The organism is Arthrobacter sp. SD1074B, from assembly GCF_056780195.1.
Genome location: NZ_JBRAZT010000001.1, coordinates 1,722,288 through 1,748,514, shown reverse-complemented (window position 1 = coordinate 1,748,514; position 26,227 = coordinate 1,722,288). Strand labels below are relative to the sequence as shown.

Genomic DNA, 26,227 nt, shown 5'->3' with positions numbered 1-26,227 from the left:
GATAGCCGAGGTCCCGCGGTGCCGGGTGACCATTCGGGTCCGCATAAGGGCAGGTTCTGGACGCGCGGGACAACGCGGCATCCACCGCGGCCAGGCATCGGGACCCTGTGTCCACGCCGAGGGTGGCGTCCAGTTTTGCAGGTCATAGACGCGGAACCATTGGAGGCCGGGCGTGCCCGAACATTCGGACGACATTAACCCCAACAGTGCCCGTAAGCTGGGCGTGCTCGCCGAACCGGAGGTCACCGCTGAGTTCGCCGAGCGCAACGGCCGCGAAGTGGGGCATCTTCTCAATCTTGCCGATGAGCGCCACGAGTGGTCGGTGGTGGTCGAGTACCAGGATTTCACGGCCGGCGATGGGTTGGCGCCGATGCTGGGCTCTTTGGCGAAGTACCGGGCCCTCAATGCATGGGATGTCATGGTCTGCCTGACCGATCTTCCGATTCGTTTCGAGGGCCGGACCGTGGTCGCAGAAGTTGCGCTTGGAGAGCCGATTTCGCTGGTTTCCTTGCCCGCGCTCGGCGCCGTCAACATCGACCGCCGGGTCCGCACCGCCGTCGCCGATCTTGGCTGGGCGATGCACCGCCACTTCGATCCCGAAGATGATGCCGTGGAATTTGGGCCGCCCTCGCTGCACCAATCCAGGCATATTGAAACCGCTGTTCCTGACGAGGGGCCGATTGGGTTCCGCTATGTCTCGGCAACCCGCCTCGGACGTGGACGGTTGCTGGCGGGCATGTTGCGGGCGAACCGTCCCTGGCGTTTGGTCTTCGGCTTGAGAAGCGCAATGGCCGCCGCGATAGCCACAGGGGCCTTCGCGCTTGTCACGGACACCATCTGGCAGCTCGCAGACCTGCTGGGGGCGCCGAGGCTGACGTTGCTGATGGCCCTTTCGATCAGTTCTATGGTGTTCTGGATTATCACCCAACACGATCTCTGGGAAAGCCCCAGGCGCGACAGCACCCTCGAACGGTACAAGGCTTCCTTATACAACACTTCTACAGTGTGGTCGTTGATGATCGGCGTGGTGATCAGCTACCTCCTGCTGTTCGTGGCCGTGCTGCTGGCTGCGGCCTTCACTATCGACGACGCCCTGCTGGCACGGACCCTGCAACATCCGGTGACTGTATGGGACTTCATGGAAGTCGCGTGGATGACGACATCGGCGGCGCTTATTGGTGGTGCCTTGGGCTCAGGGTTCGAGTCAAAGGACGACATTCTTCGGGCGGCGTACGGCCAACGCGAACGTCATCGCCGTCAGGCGGCCGACGAAGGCGAATGATGCAGCCCCGCCGGCGACGGATTCCAGGCAGGGCGACGGGTGCGACCGGATCCATGAGGCTCTCGAGAACCGTAGGGACCGCGCCCGCCACCAGGCTCGGTGGCATCAACGTCCGAGCCCGTTCCTGACAGGAAGGACGCCATGGGACACCGCAGGACCGCGTAAGGTTAACTGCACTGGGAAGCCTCCGCCGGGGGCCGGTGTTGGCGAATCAGGGGAGTCCGTGGCAGGAGCAGCGAGGGGTAACGACGCGAAGCGGGCTACTGCCTATCCATCCAGGCCACGTAAGCCGAACATCAGTGATGTGGCTCAGAAGGCCGGAGTCTCCTACCAAACGGTCTCCCGGGTGTTGAATAACGCTCCGGATGTCAGCGCTGCAACACGCGTGCGGGTACAGCAAATCATCAAGGACTTGGGGTACCGCCGCAGCAGGGCGGCCACCGCCCTCTCCACGAGCCGTTCGACGGCCATCGGTATCCTCACCGACGGCTCCCCGCGCTTCGGTCCGGTCGGCACGCTCATGGCCCTCGAGAAAGTTGCCCGGCAGAAGGGCTACTTCACTACCGTCATCACGGTCGAAGCGCCGTACGAGGATTCCATCCCCAAAGCACTGGACACCTTGGACGAGATTGGGGTGGACGGCATCATCGTCATCGCACCGCTCCTGTCCATGGCAGCGGCCGTTAGGGACGCAACGATCCAAGTTCCGGTCGAGATGATCGCCGCTGGGGCGTCATCGACTCCAAACGTCTTCACTTACTCGGAGAACCAGGAATTGGGGGCGCGCATGGCAACCCAACACCTTATGGCCTTGGGCCACACCGACATCGCGCATTTCGCCGGGTCCATGGACTGGTTTGACGGGCGGGTGCGGAAGCGCGGCTGGGAGGCTGCACTCCGAGACGGCGGCCTCGCGCCAGGGTTGTGCCTGGAAGGCGATTGGAGCCCGGGGTGGGCCTACGAGACGGGCCTCCGGCTGATCAGGGAGAAAAGGATCCCCCAAGCGATCTTTGCAGCCAGCGACCACACCGCTTTGGGTCTGATCCGCGCCTTGGCTGAGTCCGGCATCCGCGTCCCGGACGATGTCAGCATCGTGGGATTCGATGACGTCGAAGGGTCCGACTATTTCCTGCCCCCGCTGACCACGGTGCGGCAGGACTTTGCCGCCCTGGCCCACGCGAGTATAGAGGTGCTTCTGGGCGCGATTGAGGGTCGCGAAGTGGACCCCTCCCCCAGCGAGCCGACACTCGTGGTTCGTAAGAGCGCGGCCCGGGCCAGGAACCACCGCCTCTAGCGCCCGTCCCGCCTCGGACGCCCAAAGTATTAATGACGTGAGGCTTGACACAATCTCCGTGACCGGTCACGATATAAGAGTTCCGTGACCGGTCACGGAGAAGTAACTCAACGGCGAGGAAAGAGGAACAGGTGCACAGCGATCCCCGCGCCAATCCGTTCATGCTTCACCCCGACGTGGCGGTTCATGGCATCGACGAGGCCCAATGGGACCACGCCGGACAACTCCTAGCAAGTGCAGCATGCGCGAACATTGACGTCGCACGCGCTGTCCGCGACTTCGTCCCCCCAAATTCGTCGGCCGTGGTCGGGGTCTTCGACGGCCGCGTCCTCTGGGCAAGCCTGGTCGTCGCCGTTGACCACGCTGCTGCGATCACCTCCGTGACAACCGTCGACGGCGCCGCCGTCAAGTTGCGCGGGGACATGGGCACAGTGGCCAGCGATGTCGTGGGATGGGTTCACGCCCATCACGGTCTCTGCTCGCTGGGCCTCTTCCTCGATAAACCCCACGCCGAGGAGTTCTTGAACGCTTGCGACAAGGCTGACGCAATCCGTATGGCCTCGGCCGCCGGCGGGCTCGTCCTGTCACCGGTTCCCACTCCATTGGCGACCGCCCTCGCCTAGGAACTCCCCACCAGTACACAGCTCATCGCGGCGCCCGCGGGCCCTGCGGCGCTGAAGAACACCCTTTTTGGGCTCATCACTCACATCACAGATCAGGACTGGAGAACATTATGATCCGCAGGACGACCCTATTCGCTGTGGCAGCGGCTATCGCTCTCGCCACCTCCGGCTGCAGCCCGGCGGCGAGCACCACCACAACACAGGATGCCGGCGTGTCGGCCAAAGCCGACGAAGCCTTAGCCAAAATCAAGGGCCAAGTGTTGAGCAAGGGACCGAACGGCGAGGAGCCTTCTCCCGTCTCCGTGGCTGAGCTTAGCGATGACGACATCACCAAGATCAAGGCTCTGGGAGCCAAGGCGGCCATCGTCATGCACTACGGAGGCAACGACTGGGCAAACGCACAGATCGCGGGCCTAAAGAGCGAATTCGCTCGTCTCGGGATCACCCTCATTGCCACCACGGATGCCAACTTCAAGCCGGACAAGCAGGTTTCTGACCTGGAGACGGTCATGACCCAGAAGCCCAACATCGTCGTTTCAATCCCCACCGACCCGGTCGCCACTGCGTCCGCCTTCAAGAAGGCAGCCGCGGACGGAGCGAAGCTGGTCTTCATGGACAACGTCCCCCAGGGGCTTACCGCCGGTAAGGACTATGTCTCTGTCGTATCTGCCGACAACTACGGTAACGGCGTGGTCTCGGCCCATCAGATGGCGAAGGCGCTGGGCGGCAAAGGGAAGATCGGCATGATTTTCCATGAGGCCGACTTCTTTGTCACCAAGCAGCGCTATCAGGGGTTCAAGGAAACCATCACCAAAGATTACCCGGACATCAAGATCGTCGAGGAAAAGGGCATCGCAGGTCCCGATTTCGCCGGTGACGCACAGGGCGCAGCGAACGCCATGCTGAGCAAGTACGCCGACCTCTCCGGGATCTGGGCCGTCTGGGACGTTCCTGCTGAAGGTGTCATGGCCGCAGCCCGGGCCGCGGGTCGAAGCGATCTCAAGATCGCCACCGAGGACCTGGGTAAGAACGTGGCGATTGCCCTGGCCAAGAATGAGCTGGTAGTCGGTCTCGGTGCCCAGGTGCCTTTTGATCAGGGTGTCACGGAAGCGCGGCTCGGCGCCCTGGCCCTGCTCGGAAAAACTCCGCCGGCGTACGTCGCGCTGAGTGCCGTGCCTGTTGACCACAACAACGTCCTCGAAGCGTGGAAGCAGGTTTACCACGAAGATGCTCCCAAGGATATCCAGGACTCCTTCAAAAAATAGCGGCCTGGGGCGGGCCGCAGAGCCCGCCCCAGTGCTCCGAAAAAGGAATTCACCATGAAAATAGGAGAGCCAGCCGTCGAGATGCGGTCGATCTCGAAGGGATTTAACGGCGTCAACGTCCTCAATGATGTGGACTTCGAGGTCCGCGCCGGAGAGGTGCACGCGCTTGCCGGGGGTAACGGCGCCGGCAAGTCCACTCTGATGAAGATTCTCCAGGGCGTGTATCAAACCGACTCCGGCAGTATTTTCGTCGGCGGAAAACTTGTCGAGATCAACTCGATTCAAGATGCAAAAGCGGCCGGTATCGGCATGGTCTTCCAGGAGTTCAGCTTGGTGCCGAGCTTGACCGTGGCCCAGAACATCTTCCTCGGCGCAGAGCCGCAGGGCCGGGGCGGCCTGATCGACGACCGGGAGGCTGTCCGCCGGGCCAGCGAAGTCTTCAAGGAGATGGAGGTCGAGGTCGATCCGCGCACGCACGTTTCCAAGCTGGGCACTGCGTACTGGCAGTTGACCGAAATCGCCAAGGCCCTGGCCCAAAACGCCAGGGTCCTCATCATGGACGAGCCGACGGCGAGCCTGGCCCGGCACGAAACAGAGGCCCTCTTCGACCTTGTAGCGAGGCTAAAGAAGCGGGGAATATCCATTATCTACATCTCTCACCGGATGGATGAGGTTTACCGGATTGCCGACCGCATCACCATCCTTCGCGACGGTCGCCGGCTGCTCACGGAACCCTTGAATAACGTCACCCCGGAACAGATTGTTGAAGGCATTGTCGGGAAGAAGATCGAGGGGCAACTGACCTACCAGCAACGGGAACACGATCCAGCGACGGCTTCACCCGTCCTGGAGGCCCGGAACCTCACATGCGGCAAGAGGGTACGCGACGTCTCCTTCACCCTGCACGCGGGGGAAATCCTAGGCTTGGCAGGACTCATGGGAAGCGGTCGCACCGAGCTTGCCCGGGTTCTTTTTGGAATCGATCCGCTCGAAAGGGGCGAGATCCTGATCCGGGGCAAGAAGGCCGTCATTACCAGCCCGCGACGCGCCATTGCCGCGGGGTTGGCTCTCATCCCCGAAGATCGACGGGACCAAGGGCTTGTACTCGACCATTCTGTTCGGGACAACTTGCTGCTGCCGTTGCTGGACAAGATCAAGCGCGGGCCCCTGCTCGATGCGGGGGCGGCCCGGACGCTGTCCGGCTCACTCATCAAGAGGTTCGCCGTGAAGGTTGCGCATCCAAACAAGCCAGTGCGGCTGCTCTCCGGCGGAAACCAGCAGAAGGTGGTGCTGGCCAAATGGCTCGGCACGGAACCGGACGTCCTCATTCTCGACGAGCCAACAGCCGGCGTCGATATCGGCACCAAGAGCGAGATTCTGGACATGATCAGGGAACTCGCCGACGCCGGCAAGGCCGTCATTGTCATTTCCTCCGAGTACCCCGAATTGCTCGCAGTAAGCGACAGGGTCCTGGTCCTGAGGGATGGTTCCATAACGCGTGAACTCAAGCGCAGCGAAATCGCCGACGAAGAATCACTACAACTCGCAGTTCAGGGAGTCTGATCATGAACAACACGACCATTTCAACAAAGGCTCCTAAAACCGAGGGGCCGGACGCAGTGAAACGCTGGCTGGGTGAGCTCGACTGGCGCCGCTACGTCATTTACATCGGGTTCGTCGTAGTCTTTATCTTCTTCGCCGTCCTCCTGCGCGACCAGGGATTCCTCTCCCCCGCCAACCTCCTGAACATCTTCCGGCAGACCGCAACCATCACCGTCATTGCCGTTGGTATGACGTACGTCATCGCCTGCGCTGAAATAGACCTCAGCGTTGGCTCGACTGCAGGACTATCAAGCGTCTGCACAGCAATGGCCCTCTCCCAGTGGGGCCTCGTCCCCGGCATCCTGGCGGGTCTTGCAGTCGGGCTGGTTGTCGGATCAGTCAATGGTGCCCTGGTAAGCCTTCTGGGGATTCCCTCATTCCTGGTCACACTGGGCATGCTCGGGATTGCCGTCGGTGTAGCGCAGTGGATCACTGCTTCAGCGCCGCAGCCTATCCTCAACGACACGTTCAACATGCTGTTCGGATCCGGAAACTTCGGCCCCGTTCCCGGACTGATCGTATGGAGTGCCATCTTCGTGGCAATCGGCGCCGTAGTCCTTTCCCGCACCAAATTCGGCCGCCAGGTGCTGGCCACCGGCGGCAACAGGACGGCTTCCGACTTCACCGGCATCAACACCAAACGCATTAAGTTCCAGGTTTTGCTGATCTCCGGGATGGTCGCCAGCGTCGCCGGCATGCTGTACGCAGGAAGGCTCCAGTCCGGCCGCTTCCAGTGGGGCACGGGCGACGAACTCTCCGCAATCGCTGCGGTGATTCTCGGCGGTACCAGCCTCTTCGGCGGAGCAGGCTCGGTCGTCGGGACGCTGTTCGGTGCTCTTCTTATCGGATTGATCAACAACGGCCTCATCCTGGCCGGCCTCGACAGCAGCCAACAGCAAGTGGTCCGCGGGGTCATCATCATTCTGGCCGTCGCACTGGCCCGCAAGAAATGACGTCCATCACCCGACCTCTGCGCTCAGGAATCATTGGCACCGGGTTCATGGGTTCCGTCCATGCTGCTGCAGTCCGGGCGGCGGGCGGAACCGTGACCCGCGTGGCCGGCCGAAGCCACGCCGGAGCCGTGCAGGCGCTGGCGAGGCTCGGCGGGGCAGCAGCCGCAGAATCCCCGAAGGCCCTTATCGAGGCGGATGACGTGGACGTGGTGCACATCTGCACTCCGAACGCCACCCACGCCGAGTTGGCTAGGCTGGCGATCGCCGCCGGCAAGTCCGTCATCTGCGAGAAGCCGCTGGCGACGACCGCACAGGACGCCGCCGGGCTGCACGCGGAAGCCAACCGTGCCGGCGTCGTGAACGCCGTGCCTTTCGTCTACCGCTTCTACCCTGCGGTACGGGAAGCCCGGGCACGGCTGCAGGCAGGGGAAGCCGGCCCTCTCTGGTTGCTGCATGGTTCATACCTCCAGGACTGGCTGGCCGACGCCGGTACCAGCAACTGGCGTGTCGATCCGACGCTCGGCGGCGGCTCCCGGGCATTCGGTGACATCGGCGTGCATTGGTGCGACCTGATGGAATTCGTCACTGGGCACCGAATAGAACGACTGGTGGCGCAAACGGCCCGGGCCTTCAAGGAACGGCCGCAGCCGGTTCGGGATGCCCCGCCGACGACGGCGACCGTTGGCACCGAAGACGGCGCCACGGTCATGTTCGAAACCAGCCAGGGCGCGGTCGGTTCACTGCTGGTGAGCCAGGTCAGCCCGGGCCGGAAGAATCGGCTTTGGTTTTCGTTTGAAGGTCCTGACGCCACGTTCTCCTTCAACCAGGAAAAGCCGGACAGCCTGTGGGTTGGCGGCAGCACCTTCAGCAGGACCATCTCCAGCGGTTCGGACAGCCTGTCAACCGCACAAGGGAAGCGGTACGCCTTCCTTCCTTCCGGGCACCCCCAGGGCTACCAGGACAGCTTCAACGCGTTCGTGGCCGACGTTTACGCGGCCGTCCGCGGAGAGGCTCCGGACGGATTGCCGGACTTCCGCGACGGGCTCCGGGCGGCCCTCATCACCGAGGCGGTCTTGGAGTCCGCGGCAACCGGCCGCTGGGTCGACGTGCCCGGCACGGACCACGAATCATCACCCCCGGGCGCCAGCGGCGCCGCAATTTTGGAAAGGAATTCATAATGCAACTCGGATATCACACCATCACCTGGGGTGGCGTGGTCGGCCATCCGGTCGGCGTCACGAGCATCAAGGACCTCTTCTACCAGACCAACGGTTCCATGGAAACGGCCGTGCGGGACATTGCAGCCGCGGGCTACGAGGGCACGGAAATGTTCGACGGAAATCTGGTGGAGTATGCGGACCGTCCTGAGGAGCTGCGCGAGCTGCTGGCCGAGTCGGGTGTGAAGCTCGTCTCCGTCTACTCCGGCGCCAACTTCATTTTCGCCGACATCCTCCCGGAAGAATTGCACCGCATCAACCGCGCCGCAGAGCTCGCGGCAACGTTCGGCGCCGAACGCCTGGTGGTGGGCGGCGGCGCACGCCGTGCCGCCGGAACGACGGACCGGGACTACGCGCTGCTCGGCCACGCTCTGGACCAAGTGACGGACATCGCCGAAAGTTTCGGTCTGACCGCCAGCTATCACCCGCATTTGTCCACCATGGTCGAAAGCACACCTGAGCTGGAACGCCTGATGGACAGCACCCGCATTGGCTTCTGCCCGGACACGGCTCACCTGGCCGCGGGCGGCAGCGACCCCGCCGCAGTGATCCGCAAATACCCGGACCGGATCCGCCACGTCCATCTCAAAGACTTCCGTGCAGACCCGTTCCAGTTCCTGCCCCTTGGCGAAGGCGACCTGGATTTCCCGGACATCATCCGTGCGGTGAAGGAAAGCGGCTACGACAGCTGGCTGATGGTCGAACTCGACACCTACGACGGCGACCCTCGTGTCGCCGCAGAAATCAGCAAGAAGTACCTCGACAAGCTCCTCGCCGATTCCGGCGTCTAACCCAAAGGACGATCCAATGCAGAATCTCAACGTAGGCCTCATCGGAGGCGGCTTCATGGGCAAGGCCCACTCACTCGCGTACGCCGCCATGCCGATGTTCTTTTGGCCCGCCCCGGCCATGCCCGTGCGCAAGGTTATCGCCGAAGCCACAGACGAACTCGCCAGCGAGGCTGCTCGCCGCTTCGGCTTCGAAAGTTCCACTTCCGACTGGCGCAGCATCATCGACGATCCGGACATCCATGTCGTCGACATCGCAACCCCGAACCACCTTCACGCCGAGATCGCGATCGCCGCTGCCGAGGCCGGCAAGCACATTATCTGCGAGAAGCCCCTGGCGCGGACCGGTGAGGAGTCCAAGGCAATGTACGACGCGGTGAAGAACACCGACCTCGTCCACATGGTTGCGTTCAATTACCGTCGCACGCCGGCGGTCGCCCTGGCCAAAAAATACATTGAAGAAGGTGCCATCGGCCGGATCACCAGCTTCCGTGGCACCTACCTCCAGGACTGGAGCGCCGACCCCAGCTCTCCACTGTCATGGCGCTTCCAGAAGTCGATCGCCGGATCTGGTGCGCTGGGCGACATCGGAACCCACGTGATTGACATGGCTCGATACCTCGTCGGCGAATTTAGCTCGGTCAACTCCATCATGTCCACCTGGATTCCGGAGCGGCCGCTGCAGTCCGGCGGCGCTGACAAACTCGGCAACGTCTCTGGTGGTGACGGTCCGCGCGGCGCCGTCGACGTCGATGACGAGGTCCTGACCATGGTCAAGTTCGCAAACGGCGCGATCGGATCCATCGAAGCCACACGCAACGCGCACGGCCGCAATAACTTCCTCACCTTCGAGATCCACGGTTCCGAAGGCAGCATCGTCTTCAACTACGAGCGCCGCGATGAACTCCAGGTCGCATTTGCCGGCGATCCGGCCGACCGCAGGGGTTTCCGGACTGTGTACACCGGCCCGGCGACCCCCTACGGCGAAGGGCTGTGGCCCATCCCTGCCTTGGGGATTGGCTACGGCGAAACCAAAATCATCGAAGCCTACGACTTCTTCAAGGCGATCGCCGAAGGCGGCAGCGTCAGCCCGAACTTCGCAGACGGCTATCAGACGGCGCTGATCGATGACGCCATCATCGATTCCGCTGAAACTGGCGCCTGGGTTGACGTAGCCAAAATCGACTCCTAGCAAGCCGACTGCGCGGCAGGTGCACCGCTTTGAAAAAAGGGAGGTGCTCCTGCCGCGCGGACCATTTCGACACGACGAGAGGGAACCCGGTGACTGATGCCGTACCCCGTGTGACTGACACCGCCGTCCGCCTCATTCCGGTGTTCGAAGCCAAGCCCGGCTTCGAAGATGAGCTGGCGCGGCTACTGTCTGATCTTCAAACTGCCAGCCGCCTTGACGACGGCTGCCTCGAATACTCTGTCTTCAACGACGCGGAGGCGCCGGGCACATTCGTGCTCTACGAAAAGTGGACGAGCAGTAAGGCCTTGGACGTCCACAATGAGCAGCAGCACGTCAAAGACTTTCTCATATCCGCAGAACAAGTCATGGCCCGGGAGCTCAGAGTCTTCCGCCCGGGCATTACTTCGTAGCTCTCAAGCCCGTTACCCAATCTTCGCCATCCCCGCTACCGAAGGAGCCTGACATGCCCCACCCGTACACCCTGTTCACCGGTCAGTGGGCCGATCTGCCGTTCGAGGAAGTCGCCCGGCTGGCCTCCGGCTGGGGTTACGACGGCCTGGAAATCGCCGTCTCCGGCGACCACCTGGACGCCTGGCGCTGGGACGAACCCGGCTACGTCGAGTCCAAGCTCGCGGTACTGGAAAAATACAACCTCAAGGTCTGGGCCATCTCCAACCATCTCAAGGGCCAGGCCGTGTGCGATAACCCGATCGACTTCCGGCACGAGGCGATTGTCGGGGCGCGCGTTTGGGGCGACGGCGAGCCCGAAGGCGTCCGCAGCCGCGCCGCCGAGGAAATGAAACACACCGCCCGGCTCGCCAACGCCCTCGGCGTAGACACCGTCGTCGGCTTCACAGGCTCCTCGATCTGGCAGTACGTCGCGATGTTCCCGCCCGTCCCTGAGAAGGTGATCGAGGCCGGCTACCAGGACTTCGCCGACCGCTGGAACCCCATCCTGGACGTCTTCGACGAATGCGGGGTCCGTTTTGCCCATGAGGTTCATCCCTCCGAGATCGCTTACGACTACTGGACCACCGTCCGAACCCTCGAGGCGATCGGCCACCGCGCGGCCTTCGGCCTGAACTGGGATCCGTCGCACTTCATGTGGCAGGGCATCGACCCGGTCTCGTTCATCTGGGACTTCAAGGACCGCATCTATCACGTGGACTGCAAGGACACGAAGCTACGCCCCACCGGTCGGAACACGGTCATGGGCTCGCACCTGCCCTGGGGCGACCCTCGCCGCGGCTGGGACTTTGTCTCAGCCGGCCGCGGCGACGTCCCCTGGGAATCGTCCTTCCGCGCCCTCACGGCAATCGGCTACGCCGGCCCCATCTCCATCGAATGGGAGGACGCTGGCATGGACCGGCTCCACGGCGCGCCCGAAGCCCTCGCCGCTCTCAAGAAGTACGACTTCCCGGCGTCCAACACCTCCTTCGACGCCGCCTTCAAGCAGTAAAGGCACGTCGCACGGCCCGGTTTCGCGACGTTTCCGGACACCCGCGGGGAAACCGGACCGGCGCACCGCGGATCCCCGGCGCACCGCACCGTTTGCGCAGCCTTGGTCCGATTTCGCCGCGGAAACGCCGGGGGAATCGTCGCAGTCCCCGTTCCATCGCCCGCAAAACATTCTCTTCCTGGACGTGGGCAAGACCATTGACTGTGCCGTGCTCGTTCACGGTGGGACGCTGGGGGTTCTCAGGACGCCCAAGGGGCAGGTCGGGACATACGCGACACCCTCTTAGAGGGCATCCACCTCCTTCGACCCGAGGTCCCCACTGTCAGAACCCGGTGGCCGGGTGCCACTGAGTTGCTGCTGGCCGGCTTGAAGCAACCAATATACGCCGACGGCGCACCCGCTGTGACAGAGAATCTGGTCTTGGCCAGTTCCAGGACCGGGTCTCCCGCTACGGGATTGCGCTTCGAGCCCTGGACGCCGGACTGGCGGTAGAACCAGTGGCCCGGGCCCGGCTTTCGGCACAATGCCATTCCACCGACCACCAGCGGGCGCCCCAGCTGACCGCCCGCCGGTATACTTTATTGGCGGTCGACAACCCGTTCAACACAAACACCTTTGCTTCTACGTGTTCGGCACAGTGAATCGCGGTTCAGCCGGAAGGTCCCATGCTCATGGAAAAAATATCCCGCGTAAACGTCGGTGCCGGCGGTCCGGGCGGGGCACCGCAGGACCACATCAGGCGCTACAGTGTTCCGGCCGGGGTGAGCCCCGAAGAAAAATTCGAACATTGGCGGGGCTGGTACGGCAGCGCCATTGATGCTCGTGTTCGTTTGGAAAAAACCGAAAAGTTAGTGCGGCCGGGTTTCAATCCAACCGCCTTGAGTCTCGAGTGTCCCGGGTTCAGTCTCGTTGATGTCACGAATGAACCTGCCAGTTGCTACTGGAACGGGGATCCGACGCCCAGCGACTGGCTCGTGTATTTCAGGACTTCGTGTGACAAGTTCAGCTTTTCGGGACGCTCCGAGGCCGTCTCTCCCGGAACAGTCAGGTTCTTTGACCTGTCGTTACCGGGCAACTTCCATGCGCCAGCCGGCCTAAGCGCGGTGCGGGTCCGTTTTGATCGAGGTCTCCTGGGCCTGGACGACAGATCAGTTAAACGGCTGCAGGGGTTGGCGGACATCAGGGCAAACCCCATCATGTCTGGGCTGATTCTGCCGGCCCTGTCCGGCTGGCAGCGGACGGTGATAGCGCAGGAGATGCAGCGGCTCCAACCGGTCGTCCGGTCGATGATGACGGCCCTGGTCAGCTCCTTGCTCGAGACCACGGCCGATCCCGGCGATCTCAGACTGGCCCGCATCACAATGATCAAGAAATTCATGCGCAAGAACTTCAGAAACACTGCCCTCACTGTTGACGAGGTTGTGGCCTACTCCTTCCTTTCACGCCGAGCCCTTTACCACCTCTTCGAAGACGAGGGGCTCCAGGTCAGCGGCCACATCCGCGCCCTGCGGACCACGGAAGCTCTCGAGCTCCTCGCCGAAGCAACCGCCTGGCAACGCTCCCTGACGGACATAGCGGGCGCCAGCGGATTCGGAAGCCTGCAAGCCATGCGGCGTGCCGTCAGGGAACTCACCGGGCTCTCGCTCAGGGACGCGCAGGACAACCCGGCCCTTCTGCGGCTTCGAGCCGCCGAACTAAGGAAACTTACCGCGCCGTGAGCCGGCCGGACAGAATCTCGCCTGGCATCTGGTCCGTACCACGTCTTCGCAGCCTCCCCCGCTGTCTCGATATCTGATCCCACACGACTCGTTAGCTTAGGAGGTGACCCTGCGGTCATTGGTTTCGGGAGCCCGGGGGTCAACCGGCGCCCCACCGACGCGGGGCCTAGCGGACCCGCTCCTGCTTTACGTCCTTGTAGCTTTTGACGAGGCCGTGGCCTTCGCCGTGGCCGAGTCGCGAAATCATGATCGGCCCTTGGGGCAGGACGATCCTCAGCGTCTCACCGGTGGTTCGCTTGCCCAGCGAAAGCGCTTCGATGGATCCGTGCGGGGCATCGAAGAGTGTGCGCGATCCGAGGCCCGACGCTTCGATCACGAGGAGGCGCCTGGTCGTAAGGACGATGTACCCAGCGGTCTCGTTCAGGTGCCCCCTGCCGATAGCTCGGACGGTTTCATCTCGAGCCAGCACACGAACGACGGTACGTAACTCAGTCCGCCCGTCCAGGGAGAGTCCTGCCCTCAACGCGGCGTCCTCCATCCCGTAGTAATCGATGACACCCTCGGGTAGCCTTTCCTCGATACTGGCTAGGTGCTCATGGTTCAGCGGCCCGGGATCTGCTGTCCAGACCACGTCTGCCCCGCGCGCGGCTGGCCATACGGTAGCGGTAAGCCTCGCGGCTCGGCGTCGCTTGCGGAGGGAAAATGGCACCTCGATGTAGAGGTGTTCCTCATCCCCGGACGTAGCCCTGAAACCTAATTCCAACGCAGCACCGAGGATGTGGTCCCGGGCGGCGTCCACACCTGTGAGCATCGTCCAAAGGACGGTTTCGGGAGCTGATGTCATCTGAATACTTTCCGTATCGTCGTGGCGTCGGTTCTCCACGCCGGGCAAAGCGCATGACTCGCGCCCGTCAGAAACTGGCCGGAAGACTGGCCGGCTCCGAGACCCTGATCCGTCAAGTGTCATTTGGTTCGGCATCTCCACTCCGTGACGACCGGTTCCGCTGCCTCCAACGGGACCAGTCCGCCGACAGCACAGATGGTCGCCCTAAGAGGTAGCCCTGCCCGGTCGTCACTCCCATCTCGGTAAGGGCCGTTAGTTCTGCATGGGTTTCGATTCCCTCGGCGACCAGGCCTGACCCGATTTGTGACGAGAAACTGACCATCGCCGCGCACAGCGCTCTCTGCTTCGGGTCATTGTCGATTCCCGCAACGATTGTCCGGTCAAGTTTGATCAGTTCTGGATCGAGCCTCAGGATGTGGCGCATCGACGAGAACCCGGCGCCGACGTCGTCGATGGCTACGCGTAGGCCAGCGCTTCTAAGTGGAGCCAGTGCTGCTGCGAGGCGTGCATAGTCAGCAACGGCTGAGCGCTCGGTCAGCTCTACGACGATTCGCTCAGGCTTCAGCCCGGATTTACCCACGATGTCATTCATCCTCCTGTCAAGGCATGCCGACGGGGAGAGATTGACGGCGATATAGAGGTGGGTAGGAAGATCCGCAGCCGCAAGCAAGGCTGTTTCCAAAGCGAGAAATTCCAGTTCGGGGCCACGTCCGATTGAATCCGCGTCGGCAAACCATTGATCCGGGGACATGGCAGGAGAACTGACGAAGCGAGTAAGCGCTTCGGCTCCGACAATCTCGCCGGTTCCCAGATGACAAATCGGCTGAAACGCCGTGATCAGTGTCCGGGTGGCGATCAGGTGATCGAGGCGCGCCGCGATTTCCATATTGTCCGGGCGCTGCACGGCGCAGTCTGCCGACAGGCGCGCGATCCCCTCGAATCCTGATCTCCGGCCCGCCACGTCGGACCGGCGCCACCCGACGACCTCAACGCTCCGTCGCCGCCCATCCCGGTGACGGGCGGAAAGCAAAAACCCTTCTCGGGTGGCACCTGCATCTGGTCTCCGTGCGGTCTTGAGGTCGGCAAGGTCGATGATGAGACTGCACGGGCGTCCCACCAGATCGGAGGGCTCATAGCCGAGCAGCTCCCGACTTGCCACACTGGAGAAGGTGAACCGGCCGTCTGCGCCGACAGCCCAAAGCCAGACCCGGGTAGCACTCAGGACCGTCTCCATGAGCCTGGCGGTGGTCGATGCCTCGATCCGCTCGCGGCGCTGTTGCCGGACAAGGCGCCAGGCCGCATGAAGAAGAACCGGAAGGAGCAGTATAGAGGCGAAGATGGACGATTCGGCGGGGACCCCGCGCCCGTTCCAAGGCTCCAAACCAAAAAGGAGAGGCAGAAGTATTGACAGCGCCGACACCAACCAAAGTGACAGAACGGCCAGCAACCATCGACCGCACGCTGATGTTCGAGGTTGGCCGGTGGCCGTCGGGGCTGGGGACACGCGGGCCTTCTTCCGTGCGCAATTCGGACATTGGATCATTTGGAGTCAGCATCGGCGATATCTGCCTGGGCACGCCGTGACGCGGCAGTTGCGTCGAGGATCAGTGTGGCCGGACCTCGTTCATGCCGGCACTGTTCCCGTCTTAGGCGAGATCGCATTCCTGTGTGGTTCCGTAGGGAACGTCCGGGGTCAGGTTTACTGTGAATGAGGTCGGTCCATGGCGGGTCACAAGAATTCCGTGTTTGCCTTCGATGAGCGCACGTTCCCGGGCCAATTCCTCGGCGGCATCGAGGCGTTCGGCTATCAAATGAGGCTCGTCTGCTGTGATGTGGTAAATCATCCCGGTGGCGGCGGTGGTCATAGGTCGTTCCTGTTCTGGTAGCACTCAAAGAGGCAGTCCGCTCACGCGGCCGGCATCCCGGCACGGAGCCGCTAGTGCAGCTCTGCAAGGGCTTTACGGTCGGGGCCCGGCCATAGCGAAACGAACGGCACCACGGGCCGGAGTTGCCCCGCCGAAAGCTGCGTGACCGCCTTCAAAAAAATCCTACGGTCGTTGGTCGTGCAAAAACCGGGGAGTTGTTCCAAAGCGTGCATTCTTTGATCCCGGACCTATCGATTCGTGCAGGGGTCTGCCAGCGCTGTGCGAAGTTGGGCCGATTCGTGAGGTGAAAACTGAACTACGGTGACGAAATATGCTGCCACGGAGCTCTCAGACGGCGTTCACAACCCGTACCGGGTCGCGGCTGTCCCGCGTCGCCGTCGTGCTGTGGGTAAGCACGGGCAGCGACGACTGCCCGAACACGCCAACGCTAGGAGTTCCGGAAGGGTTCGCCCGGCGCGTGCACCGATTCCCTTGCGCCGACGGAGGTGCACCGTGCACCTCTCCGGCGAGTTCCCCCTTGACTTCTCTACTGACCGTCGTCAGTCTTTCGACAACAGGAGGGGCGTCCGTCCGCTCCCAGCCGAGTGGAGGATACTCATGGTCCGTGCCAGGTCACTGATGCGTACCGCAGCCTCCGGGGGCCGGGTTACGCGGCTTGAGCTATTCTTCGATCTGGTCTTTGTCTTCGCACTGTCGCAGCTGTCCCATCACTTACTGGAGCATCCTTCGTGGGTGGTGGCCGGTGAGACCTTTGTGCTTCTTCTTGCGGTCTATAAGGTCTGGGTATATACGACCTGGGCGGCTACGTTGCTGGACACTTCGCGGTTTGAGGTGCAGTGGATGCTGCTGATCGTCATGCTTGTCACACTTTTCATGAACGCCTCAATCGGCTCGGCATTTGGCGCCTTCGGCTGGCTGTTTGCTGCGAGTTATCTCCTGGTCCAGCTGGGCCGCGGTGGCTGGTTGCTCACTGTCGGCCTTGACCGCACCACCCACAACCATTTCGTACGCACGCTGATCTGGGGGTGCATGAGCGCACCGTTTTGGATTGCTGGCGTCTTTTTCAGTCCGGAGCCCCGTCTGGTGTTCTGGGGTATCGCTGCCGCGATCGATCTGGGCGGCCATATGCTGGCTCACCGGTTGCCGGGACAGAAGACCGAAGGAAGCCGGGTCCCGCTCCCGGGAGAAAGGATCTTTGAGCGGTTCGGGCTGTTCTACCTGATCGCGCTTGGCGAGACGATCCTCTCCACCGGCCTGGCGATTGCCGGCAACCTGGAAGACGGTTTCATATTTGTGACCGGGAGCGTGAGCTTGGCCGGAAGCGTCGCGGTCTGGTGGTGCTACTTTCATGGCCTGGAGCAAGAGATTCTGGAGAAGCTTGCTTCTGTTGATGATCAGTTCCGACCCGGCATTTTGGCCGGCAACACCTTGGTCGTGCTACTGGCGGGCCTGATCCTGGTGGCGGTTGGTGATCAGCTCGTCATCAGCGATCCGGCCGCCCGCCCCGACCTGGCCACCATACTGTTTCTTTTTGGCGGGCCGGCTCTCTTCCTTGCCGGCCGTGGCTTTTTTGTCCGGCGGGTACTGGGCCACCGCCAACCAACTGACCTTGCCGGCATCGGAGCCTTGGCGGTCCTGGCATATTTGAGCCTTCTCCTCCCGGCCTTCGTGGCCGCCATGGCAGCTGTGCTCCCCCTCATTGGTGTAGCAGTTTCAGACGCCATAAACCGCCGCCGCCGAACGCAACTAGGAACGCCCCGGACCCAAGACTGACCGCAAATGGTGCGCCGCCCATTGGCTTTGCGCTCCGGCGGGCCGGAGCTGTGCGCCCTATTCCGCTCGCAGTTGAAGTACCTGCTCTTCACACTCTTCCAACCCATGTTTCTTTTCCCCGGGGCCAGCGGGATGTCTCACCGGGCAACATTTTTCCTGTGCTGGTCCGCCGCTGCGGCAGCACTCACCGTCGGCGCACGCAGCAACCCGCCAACGACCAAGTCCCCTATCCGGCCATCAACGAACACCTGACGACCACATCATCAGCGCCATGCGTAACCCTGCCTCATCGATGCGTGTTTGGGATGCTTTCGGCAGACCCCTCGACATCCTTGCGAAGCATGCTTAGCATTGTGGCTCAACGAGTTTCTCGTTCGCGTACAGACCGACCAGCTGCGGTTTCCCGGGCAGCCAGCCGTCTGAAATCCTTTGCCCTCCGAACTCTTCTGGAGGGCCTCATAGAACCCTTGTTCCCCGTTTCCTCGACCGCCAAGTCAGGCGTTTCAGTGACTCAGTGCCGCCTTCCGGTGCCTATCTCAAACGCTATGCAACACCTCAAACGTTGCTCCTGCTTGGCCTGATGGGCATGGGATTTAGAAAAGAGCGGAAAAATGAAGGCTGTCATCTACAAAGGACCCAAAGAAGTCAGCGTCGAGGACGTACCGGATGCCAAAATCGAGCACCCTGCCGATGTACTGGTGCGGATTACCTCGGCAAATATCTGCGGTTCAGACCTGCACATGTACGAAGGCCGTACCAGCTTCGACCAGGGCCGTTCCTTAGGGCACGAGAACCTCGGGGAGGTGGTCGAGACCGGCCCTGCAGTAAGCAAGGTCAAGGTCGGCGACCGGGTCGTGCTGCCGTTCAACATCGCCTGCGGATTCTGTAAAAACTGCGAACGGGGATTCACCAACTACTGCCTGACCATGCAGCCCGAGCCTCAACTCGCCGGCGCCGCCTACGGGTTCGCCGACATGGGTCCGTACCAGGGCGGGCAGGCCGAGTACCTGCGCGTGCCCTACGGGGACTTCAACTGCCTGCGCCTGGGCGAGGACTCCGTGGAGAAAGAACTGGACTACGTCATGCTCGCCGATATTTTCCCCACCGGCTGGCATGCCACCGAGCTCGCCGGGGTCTACCCGGGCGACTCTGTCGTCATTTACGGTGCGGGACCCGTGGGGCTGATGGCCGCCTACTCCGCCATCATTAGAGGCGCCGGCAAGGTCATGGTGGTGGACCGGCAGAGCGACCGCCTGAAGCTGGCGGAACAAATCGGCGCCATCCCCGTGGATGATTCAAAAGTGGACCCCGTCGAGTTCGTCAAGGATCAGACCATGGGGTTCGGGGCTGACCGGGGGTGCGAATGCGTCGGCTACCAGGCCCACGACCCCGGCGGGAACGAACAACCCAACCTGACCCTGAACCGGCTCGTGGACTCGGTCCGGTTCGTCGGCGGCCTCGGCGTCGTGGGTGTGTTCCTGCCACAGGACCCCGGCGGCCCCGACAAACTCGCCCAGCAGGGCCAGGTGGCTTTCGACTACGGAAACTACTGGTTCAAGGCACAAACCATGGGGTCGGGGCAGTGCCCGGTCAAGAAGTACAACCGTGCCCTGCGCGATCTGATCGCCGGCGGAAAGGCCAGTCCGTCGTTCGTCGTCAGCCACGAGCTGCCGCTGGATCAGGCACCGGAGGGGTACAAGAACTTCGACAACCGTGAAGACGGCTGGACCAAAGTCGTCCTCCACCCGGCCAAAGCCTGAGTGCGTCCGGGCTTACCCAGAGCACCCGCTGCGGCTCCGGCCTGCACCCGTATCACGGCATGGTGCCGGATATGCGGGTGGGGATGATGTTCGGGCACGAGTTCGTGGGCGTGGTGCATGAGGAGGGCCCGTCCGTGCAGAGCGCCGCCCCGGGCGACCGTGCGATGGTGCCTCCTGCGGCCTTTGCTCGAACTGCCACAACGTGAAACCGAACGCGACGGCGGTGGGCGGCATCTACCGCTACTCCCACACCTGCGGAGGGTACGACGGCGGACAGGCAAGTTCGTCCGGGTGCCCTTCGCGGACGTGGGGCCTTCCACGATTCCCGACTGGATGGACGAAGAGGACGCAGTCCTCCTCACCGATGCGCCGCTAATGAACGCTTGGCTTTTATCCCCCGGCGACGACAAAGAGCCCGGCGACGCCGAGCGCATAGAGCACGAGGACAACGAGGGAGTCGGTTCCCATCCCCGCTATGCGCCGTTGGGGCCGGAAGAGCAGACCCAGCAGGTATACAACAGTGAGCAGGATCGCCAGCGCTGTGAGATAGATGTCGGTGGTCCGGGCCTGTGGCAGGACCGCCTCGCCGGAAATGAGGACCGCCAGAAGGAAAAGAACCGGAAGGAAAGCGTTTCCGCCGAAAATGTCACTGACAGCCAGCTTGTAATCACCCTGCCGTACGGAGGCGAGACCGGTGGAAATCTCCGGCAGGGACGTTGCTAGAGCCAGCACGGTGGCGCCGAAGAGCACGCCGGAGAGACCGAGCTGGCTTGCTGCTGCGCTGCCGCTTTGTTCCAGTACGACGCCGGCAATCAGGGTCGCGACGGCGGCACCGGCGAAAATAGCGATAGAAGCGCCGGTGCCTTTGGCCTTTGTGGAGTCGTGCCTTGTTCTTGCTTTGCTGTGGCCCTTCGGTTCTGACTGGCTTTCCGGGGCCTCTCCCTGCTCCTGCCAGGGAAGGTGCTTCTGCGCGCGCTGGACCAGAAACAGGCCCACAACCCATACGACTGCGATCAGGATCGCACTCGGCGTCAGGCGCGCGAACACCACTCCTGACGGCATCTGACTTCCGGCGATAACCACTGCAAGCACCGCGACGACAGTCACGGCCTCTATGACAAGGGTCAAAGACGCCGCCTCATACGTCAGCGGGTGCTTTCCCTTAGTGCCGAAGACGTCCAGCACCACCAAGACGACCGTCTGCAGCGCGATGCCGCCGAGGATGTTGCCCACCGCCACGTCCAGGTCCCCGGAGACAGCGGCGCTGACCGTGATGGCAACTTCGGGGAGATTCGTCGCTATGGCCAGGAGAATCAACCCGCCTAAAGCGGAGCCGAGATGGAATCGCTTGTCCAGAATATCGGTCTTCCGGGAAAGCTGGATGCCAGCGAACCAAATCACGGCCGAGGCGCTGACGAAAATAACGATCAGAAGCCACAGAGGCAAGGACCCCATCACTAGCACGATCCAATCCGGGCTCGCCGGCCCACTCACGGAGCATTCAGTTGCGCTTACGCAGTGCGGAACGCCGGCCTTGCTCGGACCCGCGCCGCACAGTAGGCGTCCCGGGGTCCCGCGGCAAAGATGCCGCGCGAACTTATTTCCATTGCGCTTACGCAATGATAGCGTTAAAGCAAGGAACGTCCGTGCCGGCAGCCTGCCGCGTATGCCACCTTTAGAAAGGGAAAACCATGGAACAGGGTTCAACAGCCGTCATCCAGTGGCTGTGCTGGACAATCGCCATCGCCAGCGCGGGCGCCGCCCTGGTTCGGGCAGGCGTCGCGTCCACGGCGGGGCCCCGCGTCGTACGGCAGAGCAGCGGGGTCGTCGGCGTGCTCTGGATATTGTGCGCCGCCACCGCTCTCACCGGCTTTATCCTCGCCGCTGCCGCAGTTCGGGCTGGCAGCTGAACGAGTACCACGGTGTGGCGGCGGGACACGAAGCACGCGATCCAGGATTTCCATGAGGTGTTGCCGACGGAACCGCTGCACGGGCGCAGCGGTATCCGGAACACCATGAAGCAGATGCCGGCCGTGGCCACTCCCCAGTCATCCGGAGCACCCTCCCGCCTCCCGCACCCAGCGAATCCGGTACTGTCGATCGACCGGCACGAAGTAGCAGCTCGCGCCGTCGGTTACGCCGCGGCACACCCCAGGCGCCGCGAGTACGGGGGCCGCAGTGCCTCCCAACACCATGGCCTCACCGCGACCAGACTCGGAGCGGTCCCCGCTACGGCTGCAGCCACTGGCGCAGTCCATACTCTAAGGGATGACCAGTGAGGTCCCCCGAAGTGCTCCGGGCAGCCTACGGTACCGTCGCGCTCCTAGCCCCCTCGGCGGCTGAATGCCTCCTGATCGGAGGCTCCCCCGACGCCCACGCCCGCACGTTCACCCGTATCCTGGGGGCCAGGCACCTGCTGCAGGCCGCCGCCAACATCGCCTTCGGCGGCGGTGCGGCAATGAACCGGATCAGCGGCGGTGTCGACGCCCTTCATGCCTTCGCGATGCTTGTCCTAGCAGCGCTCGACCGGCGACGACGGACCGCTGCCGTCGCCAACGCGGCCATCGCCCTGGCCTTCGCGGCAGCGGAAATCCGATCAGGGACCCTCCGTGCGAGGGTACCCGGACAGTCCGCTCCGCGGCGATACCTCAGGCGCACGGGCCCGACAATTGTGACGTTCCTGACGGAATCCATCATGCAGAACGCCCCAAACCGGGCCTCCGCAGCCTTGCACCTCACATTCGAACAGCAGCGCGCGGGAAGCCTGGCATCCATCGTTTTTGTTCTGAGGAGGAATAATGCGGGCATTGACTGTAACTCCCGGTGAGAAGAATACGCTTCTCCTGCGCGACGTCCCCGGCCCTGCGGCCGAACAGGGCGAAGTGCTGGTGGAGTCCCTGGCCGTGGGGCTGTGCGGGACCGACGCGGAGATCGTTGCGGCCGAGTACGGGGAAGCCCCGCCCGGCCAGAACTACCTGGTGCTGGGACATGAGAACCTTGGCCGGGTCCTTGATTGTCCCCCGGATTCCGGATTGGCCAAGGGCGACCTGGTGGTGGGGATTGTCCGCAGGCCGGACCCTGAGCCGTGCAAGGCCTGCGCGGCCGGGGAGTGGGATATGTGCCTGAACGGCACCTACACCGAGCACGGGATTAAAGGCCTGCACGGGTTCGCCAGGGAACACTGGCGGGCGGATCCGGGGGCAATGGTTAAGCTGGATCCCGGGCTGGAGGACGTGGGCGTCCTGCTGGAGCCCACGACGATCGTGGCCAAGGCCTGGGAGCAGGTCGACAGGATCGGACAGCGGGCATTCTTCGACCCGCACACCGCCGTCGTCACCGGGGCGGGTCCGGTTGGCTTGCTCGCAGCACTGCTGGGAGTCCAGCGGGGCCTGGACGTCCATGTCTTCGACATCGTCACAGACGGCCCCAAGCCGGACCTGGTCCGGGACCTGGGCGCTACTTACCACAGCGAAACACTGCCCGAATCCGGCATTAATCCCAACGTCCTGATTGAATGCACCGGCATCACCACGGTGGTCCTTGACGCGCTCGCGTGCCGGGCCCAGGACGCCATCACATGCCTGACAGGTGTTTCCAGCACCGGGAAACAGACAAGGGTGGACGTGGGCGCGCTCAACCGTGAGGAAGTCTTGATGAATGGCGTGGTGTTCGGCAGCGTCAACGCGAACCGTCGTCACTACGACGCCGGCGCCGAGGCACTCGCCGCGGCAGACCGTGGCTGGCTACGGCGCCTCATCAGCCGGAAGCTTCCGCTGGAGGACTTCGCCCAGGCCTTCGAGCACCGACCCGACGATGTCAAGGTCGTCCTGGACCTCGCCCGTGACACTAAGGACGGGAGCACTGATGGATGAGGGCCAGGCCCGCAAGAGCTCCGCGACGGGCCACCGCCTCCCCTCGGGTCGACAGTATGAAATTTCCTCCGGCGGGCAAACGGTACTGCTGACAGAAGTCGGGGCAGCGCTGCGCGAATACCGTAAGGACGGACGACCCCTGCTGGATGGATACGGGCCGGAAGAGATGTGCACGGGCGCGCGCGGGCAGTCGCTGATTCCCTGGCCCAACAGGATCAAGGGCGGCAGTTACGAGTGGGAAGACCAGCAGCTCCAGCTTGACCTGAGCGAGCCGGAGAAGGGCGGAGCCATCCACGGGTTGACGAGGTGGCGGAACTGGGACGTACCGGTTGCGGAGCACGAAAACAGCAAGATCTCTTTCACGTACACCCTGCACGCCTGCCAGGGATGGCCCTGGATCCTTGACTGCCGCCTGGACTACCAGCTGGGCCCCGGCGGGTTAACCGTGCGGACCACGGTGGTAAACCGAAGCGCGTCACCCTGCCCCTACGGTACGGGGGCGCACCCCTACCTCAGCACGGGCGCGGGCCGCGCGGGCGCCATCGACGCCGGCTTGGTGCAGGTGCCCGGACGCACCTTCCTGCCGGTGGATGAACGCGGCATCCCCACCGGGCATGAGCGGGTGGATGGCACAGACTACGACCTGAGGGAGCTTCAGCAGCTGGGCGGTCGGAACATCGACGTTTCCTACACGGACCTGATCCGTGACGCCGACGGTCGGGCACGGGTGAAACTCCTCCGCGCGGACGGCTCCTCCGGCGTGGAGCTGTGGGTCGACGAATCCTACCCATACCTGGAGATATTCACGGGCGACACCCTGCCGCAGACCGACCGGCGGCGCACCGGACTGGGGGTTGAACCTATGACCTGCGCGCCTGACGCGTTCAACTCAGGCGAGGGCCTGATCATCCTTGAGCCCGAGCAATCCCACACCGGCGAATGGGGCATCAAGCCGCTCTGACGGACCACGCCATCATTCAGCCCGGGACCAAACCCACTCGAGCGATCAACCAACTATTGCGCATGCGCAAGTATCGGGGTTCAATTACAACATGGCTTGCCGAAGCAGCACCCGGTCAATTCACGCGCCGGCTCCCAATGTAAACCGACCGTCAGAGGTTCCCTGGCCACCAGCGGCGGCGGCGAAAGCCTCGAGCGCCGCGGCCAGCGCGGGACGGCGACCTGACGGCATCCGCGAAATGACCTCCGCAATCGCCTGCCGCCGGTGGTCCAGCACGGAATCCACCAGCAGTCTTCCTTTTGCGGTCAGCTCAAGCCGGACGTACCGGCGGTCGGCGGGGTCTTCACGGCGCTCCAGCAAGTCAGCCGCTACCAGCCGGTCACAGATACGCGTGGCATTCGAAGCATGCACGCCCAGTTCCGCTGCCACACCACCCAGGTTCTGCGGTCCGCGGGTATGGATGAGCACCAAGACCCGCAACTGCGGAGAATTCACCACGTCCTCGACCTCAGCAACAGAGCGTGCCACTACACGCAAAAGGGTGTCAGCGGCACGCATCACCGCTTCAACTTCCCTACTTGTAGCTTCCGGGATTGACTCAGATCCACCAGCAGTATCCATGCGCACCAGTTTCCTCCAATACTTGCTCCGCCGCAAAGTTTGCCAACTTCCCTCGCCTGCTCACAGCCGACATGAAGGAGAACCATGAAGACGCAACACCCGGCTGCGCGTCTCCCCCGTCGCCGCCGCGCGCGGCCCGGAGGTCTCCGGTCCCCCCGCCCCCACCTGGGCACCTCCGGGGCGGCTGCAACGCCCAACTTCCGGCACCTGGAATGGTTCCGCGATCACGTCCGGATCGAAAACCTGTTCTTTGCCGGAACGCTTGACCCCGACGGCCGATGCGTCCGGCCCTCTGCCGCGCCCGGCAAAGGGTTGGTCTTCCGCAGCGCCGGCGCCCGCCCCTACCAGGTCCAATGAAGACGTAGAAAGCTGCCGGAGACGGCTAGACGAAGGGAAATCCATGAGCACCAGTCCAAGCAGCGTGAACCCGTCAGACGCAACGCCCCTCGACCCCGACCCCACGGGCCAGGATCCAAGCGCCCAGGACCCTGCCGCGAAGCAGAAGATGCTGCTCCAGTCGGCGATCTTCGAAGTCACCCGCGAGGCTGCCGGCAAGAGCCTGTCCGACATCAGCGACATGCTCCAGCAAGAATTTTCGCGCCGGGGCGTGGAAGCACCCACCAGCATCTGGCTGGACTCGGTGGCTTCCGCGGCGTTCTATGGCGAGCCTTACATCATCGACTATCCCGCCGCCCTGGCTGCAGAAGCCGCCGTGGACGCCCCGAATCCCGAGGTCCGGGAACGCCTGGCCTCGCGCCGGGAACTGCGAAACGAAAAGCTGCCCGCCGGCACTTTTCCTCCCGCGTCCGACTGGGTGCTGGATGGCAGTGAAGTTACCGGTCAGATGGAGGTGGCCGGCCCCGGGCCTCGCTCCCGTGCGTTGGTGGGCAGCACCCACGGGGTGCAGAGGATGCTGGCCGCCGTCGCAGTGGGGACGGCAATCCTTCTGGTAACCGCGGCGATCCGGGCAGTGCGGAACGCCCGACGCCGGACCGCCGGGCGGACGACCCCGGGCGGCGCCTGACTTACGGGCGCGAACTGAAGTCCTGGCCCGGTGCCCGCCGGTCCCGTCCTGCGTTGCGCGCTGCAGGGTGCGTTGTCATGTCTATGAAAGCGG

At 63.2% G+C, this 26,227-nt stretch carries 24 protein-coding genes and 1 pseudogene; 20 read left to right on the top strand and 5 right to left on the bottom strand.

Annotated elements, in window-relative coordinates; genetic code table 11:
• Positions 1-172 precede the first annotated feature (172 nt).
• The 12 genes from ACUYM2_RS08085 (at position 173) to ACUYM2_RS08030 (ending at position 13,393) form a co-directional block, all read left to right on the top strand.
• Positions 173-1,282, top strand: coding sequence for a hypothetical protein (locus tag ACUYM2_RS08085; protein WP_481599602.1), 1,110 nt, complete (start codon positions 173-175; stop codon positions 1,280-1,282).
• A 295-nt stretch (positions 1,283-1,577) separates the two neighbouring features.
• The gene (locus ACUYM2_RS08080) at positions 1,578-2,576 is read left to right on the top strand and encodes a LacI family DNA-binding transcriptional regulator (RefSeq protein WP_481601436.1); all 999 of its coding nucleotides are present in this window, start codon (positions 1,578-1,580) and stop codon (positions 2,574-2,576) included.
• A 131-nt stretch (positions 2,577-2,707) separates the two neighbouring features.
• The gene (locus tag ACUYM2_RS08075; protein WP_481599601.1) at positions 2,708-3,199 is read left to right on the top strand and encodes a hypothetical protein; all 492 of its coding nucleotides are present in this window, start codon (positions 2,708-2,710) and stop codon (positions 3,197-3,199) included.
• Positions 3,200-3,336: 137 nt separating this feature from the next.
• Positions 3,337-4,464, top strand: coding sequence for a substrate-binding domain-containing protein (locus ACUYM2_RS08070; RefSeq protein ID WP_481599600.1), 1,128 nt, complete (start codon positions 3,337-3,339; stop codon positions 4,462-4,464).
• Between the two features lie 54 nt (positions 4,465-4,518).
• A complete protein-coding gene (locus tag ACUYM2_RS08065) occupies positions 4,519-6,027 on the top strand; it encodes a sugar ABC transporter ATP-binding protein (RefSeq protein WP_481599599.1) in 1,509 nt (502 codons plus the stop codon).
• Positions 6,028-6,029: 2 nt separating this feature from the next.
• Positions 6,030-7,019, top strand: coding sequence for an ABC transporter permease (locus ACUYM2_RS08060; RefSeq protein ID WP_481599598.1), 990 nt, complete (start codon positions 6,030-6,032; stop codon positions 7,017-7,019).
• Complete coding sequence (locus tag ACUYM2_RS08055) at positions 7,016-8,197, top strand: Gfo/Idh/MocA family protein (protein WP_481599597.1); 1,182 nt, start codon at positions 7,016-7,018, stop codon at positions 8,195-8,197. Before ACUYM2_RS08060 ends, ACUYM2_RS08055 begins: the two co-directional genes overlap by 4 nt.
• Positions 8,197-9,027 carry a sugar phosphate isomerase/epimerase family protein gene (locus tag ACUYM2_RS08050; RefSeq protein WP_481599596.1) on the top strand — a complete coding sequence of 277 codons (831 nt, stop codon included), beginning with the start codon at positions 8,197-8,199 and terminating at the stop codon, positions 9,025-9,027. Before ACUYM2_RS08055 ends, ACUYM2_RS08050 begins: the two co-directional genes overlap by 1 nt.
• A 16-nt stretch (positions 9,028-9,043) precedes the next feature.
• On the top strand, positions 9,044-10,216 hold the full coding sequence (locus ACUYM2_RS08045; protein WP_481599595.1) for a levoglucosan dehydrogenase: 1,173 nt from the start codon (positions 9,044-9,046) through the stop codon (positions 10,214-10,216).
• 110 nt (positions 10,217-10,326) lie between these two features.
• The gene (locus ACUYM2_RS08040) at positions 10,327-10,626 is read left to right on the top strand and encodes a putative quinol monooxygenase (RefSeq protein ID WP_481599594.1); all 300 of its coding nucleotides are present in this window, start codon (positions 10,327-10,329) and stop codon (positions 10,624-10,626) included.
• Between the two features lie 53 nt (positions 10,627-10,679).
• The gene (locus ACUYM2_RS08035) at positions 10,680-11,675 is read left to right on the top strand and encodes a sugar phosphate isomerase/epimerase family protein (protein ID WP_481599593.1); all 996 of its coding nucleotides are present in this window, start codon (positions 10,680-10,682) and stop codon (positions 11,673-11,675) included.
• 671 nt (positions 11,676-12,346) lie between these two features.
• A complete protein-coding gene (locus ACUYM2_RS08030; RefSeq protein WP_481599592.1) occupies positions 12,347-13,393 on the top strand; it encodes a helix-turn-helix domain-containing protein in 1,047 nt (348 codons plus the stop codon).
• Positions 13,394-13,559: 166 nt separating this feature from the next.
• On the opposite strand, the gene ACUYM2_RS08025 is transcribed toward ACUYM2_RS08030, so the two are convergent.
• From ACUYM2_RS08025 to ACUYM2_RS08015, 3 genes are all read right to left on the bottom strand, one after another.
• Positions 13,560-14,237: a hypothetical protein gene (locus tag ACUYM2_RS08025; RefSeq protein WP_481599591.1), complete on the bottom strand. Its 678-nt coding sequence runs from the start codon at positions 14,235-14,237 to the stop codon at positions 13,560-13,562.
• Between the two features lie 112 nt (positions 14,238-14,349).
• Positions 14,350-15,684, bottom strand: coding sequence for a sensor domain-containing phosphodiesterase (locus tag ACUYM2_RS08020; RefSeq protein WP_481599590.1), 1,335 nt, complete (start codon positions 15,682-15,684; stop codon positions 14,350-14,352).
• A gap of 199 nt (positions 15,685-15,883) precedes the next feature.
• Complete coding sequence (locus ACUYM2_RS08015; protein ID WP_481599589.1) at positions 15,884-16,102, bottom strand: hypothetical protein; 219 nt, start codon at positions 16,100-16,102, stop codon at positions 15,884-15,886.
• A gap of 639 nt (positions 16,103-16,741) precedes the next feature.
• On the opposite strand from ACUYM2_RS08015, the gene ACUYM2_RS08010 reads away from it, so the two are divergent.
• The 3 genes and pseudogenes from ACUYM2_RS08010 to ACUYM2_RS08000 form a co-directional block, all read left to right on the top strand.
• Positions 16,742-17,896, top strand: coding sequence for a low temperature requirement protein A (locus ACUYM2_RS08010; protein ID WP_481599588.1), 1,155 nt, complete (start codon positions 16,742-16,744; stop codon positions 17,894-17,896).
• A gap of 611 nt (positions 17,897-18,507) precedes the next feature.
• Positions 18,508-19,656: a glutathione-independent formaldehyde dehydrogenase gene (locus ACUYM2_RS08005; protein WP_481599587.1), complete on the top strand. Its 1,149-nt coding sequence runs from the start codon at positions 18,508-18,510 to the stop codon at positions 19,654-19,656.
• A gap of 29 nt (positions 19,657-19,685) precedes the next feature.
• Positions 19,686-20,025: pseudogene (locus ACUYM2_RS08000) on the top strand (alcohol dehydrogenase catalytic domain-containing protein); the annotation flags it as partial.
• Between the two features lie 21 nt (positions 20,026-20,046).
• Here the strand turns inward: ACUYM2_RS08000 and ACUYM2_RS07995 are convergent.
• A complete protein-coding gene (locus ACUYM2_RS07995) occupies positions 20,047-21,111 on the bottom strand; it encodes a sodium:calcium antiporter (RefSeq protein ID WP_481599586.1) in 1,065 nt (354 codons plus the stop codon).
• Between the two features lie 236 nt (positions 21,112-21,347).
• Between ACUYM2_RS07995 and ACUYM2_RS07990 the strand changes: the two genes are divergently transcribed.
• From ACUYM2_RS07990 to ACUYM2_RS07975, 4 genes are all read left to right on the top strand, one after another.
• Entirely contained in the window at positions 21,348-21,566 is a 219-nt protein-coding gene (locus ACUYM2_RS07990) for a hypothetical protein (protein WP_481599585.1), read from the top strand.
• 365 nt (positions 21,567-21,931) lie between these two features.
• Positions 21,932-22,483, top strand: coding sequence for a hypothetical protein (locus ACUYM2_RS07985; RefSeq protein WP_481599584.1), 552 nt, complete (start codon positions 21,932-21,934; stop codon positions 22,481-22,483).
• Positions 22,455-23,528, top strand: a complete 1,074-nt coding sequence (locus ACUYM2_RS07980; protein ID WP_481599583.1) for a glucose 1-dehydrogenase — start codon at positions 22,455-22,457, stop codon at positions 23,526-23,528. Before ACUYM2_RS07985 ends, ACUYM2_RS07980 begins: the two co-directional genes overlap by 29 nt.
• Positions 23,521-24,489: an aldose 1-epimerase family protein gene (locus ACUYM2_RS07975; protein WP_481599582.1), complete on the top strand. Its 969-nt coding sequence runs from the start codon at positions 23,521-23,523 to the stop codon at positions 24,487-24,489. Before ACUYM2_RS07980 ends, ACUYM2_RS07975 begins: the two co-directional genes overlap by 8 nt.
• 120 nt (positions 24,490-24,609) lie before the next feature.
• Here the strand turns inward: ACUYM2_RS07975 and ACUYM2_RS07970 are convergent, their stop codons facing one another.
• Positions 24,610-25,110 (bottom strand): MarR family winged helix-turn-helix transcriptional regulator, encoded by a 501-nt coding sequence (locus tag ACUYM2_RS07970; protein ID WP_481599581.1) that lies wholly within the window; start codon positions 25,108-25,110, stop codon positions 24,610-24,612.
• A gap of 400 nt (positions 25,111-25,510) precedes the next feature.
• Between ACUYM2_RS07970 and ACUYM2_RS07965 the strand changes: the two genes are divergently transcribed.
• On the top strand, positions 25,511-26,134 hold the full coding sequence (locus ACUYM2_RS07965) for a hypothetical protein (protein ID WP_481599580.1): 624 nt from the start codon (positions 25,511-25,513) through the stop codon (positions 26,132-26,134).
• Positions 26,135-26,227: the final 93 nt, after the last annotated feature.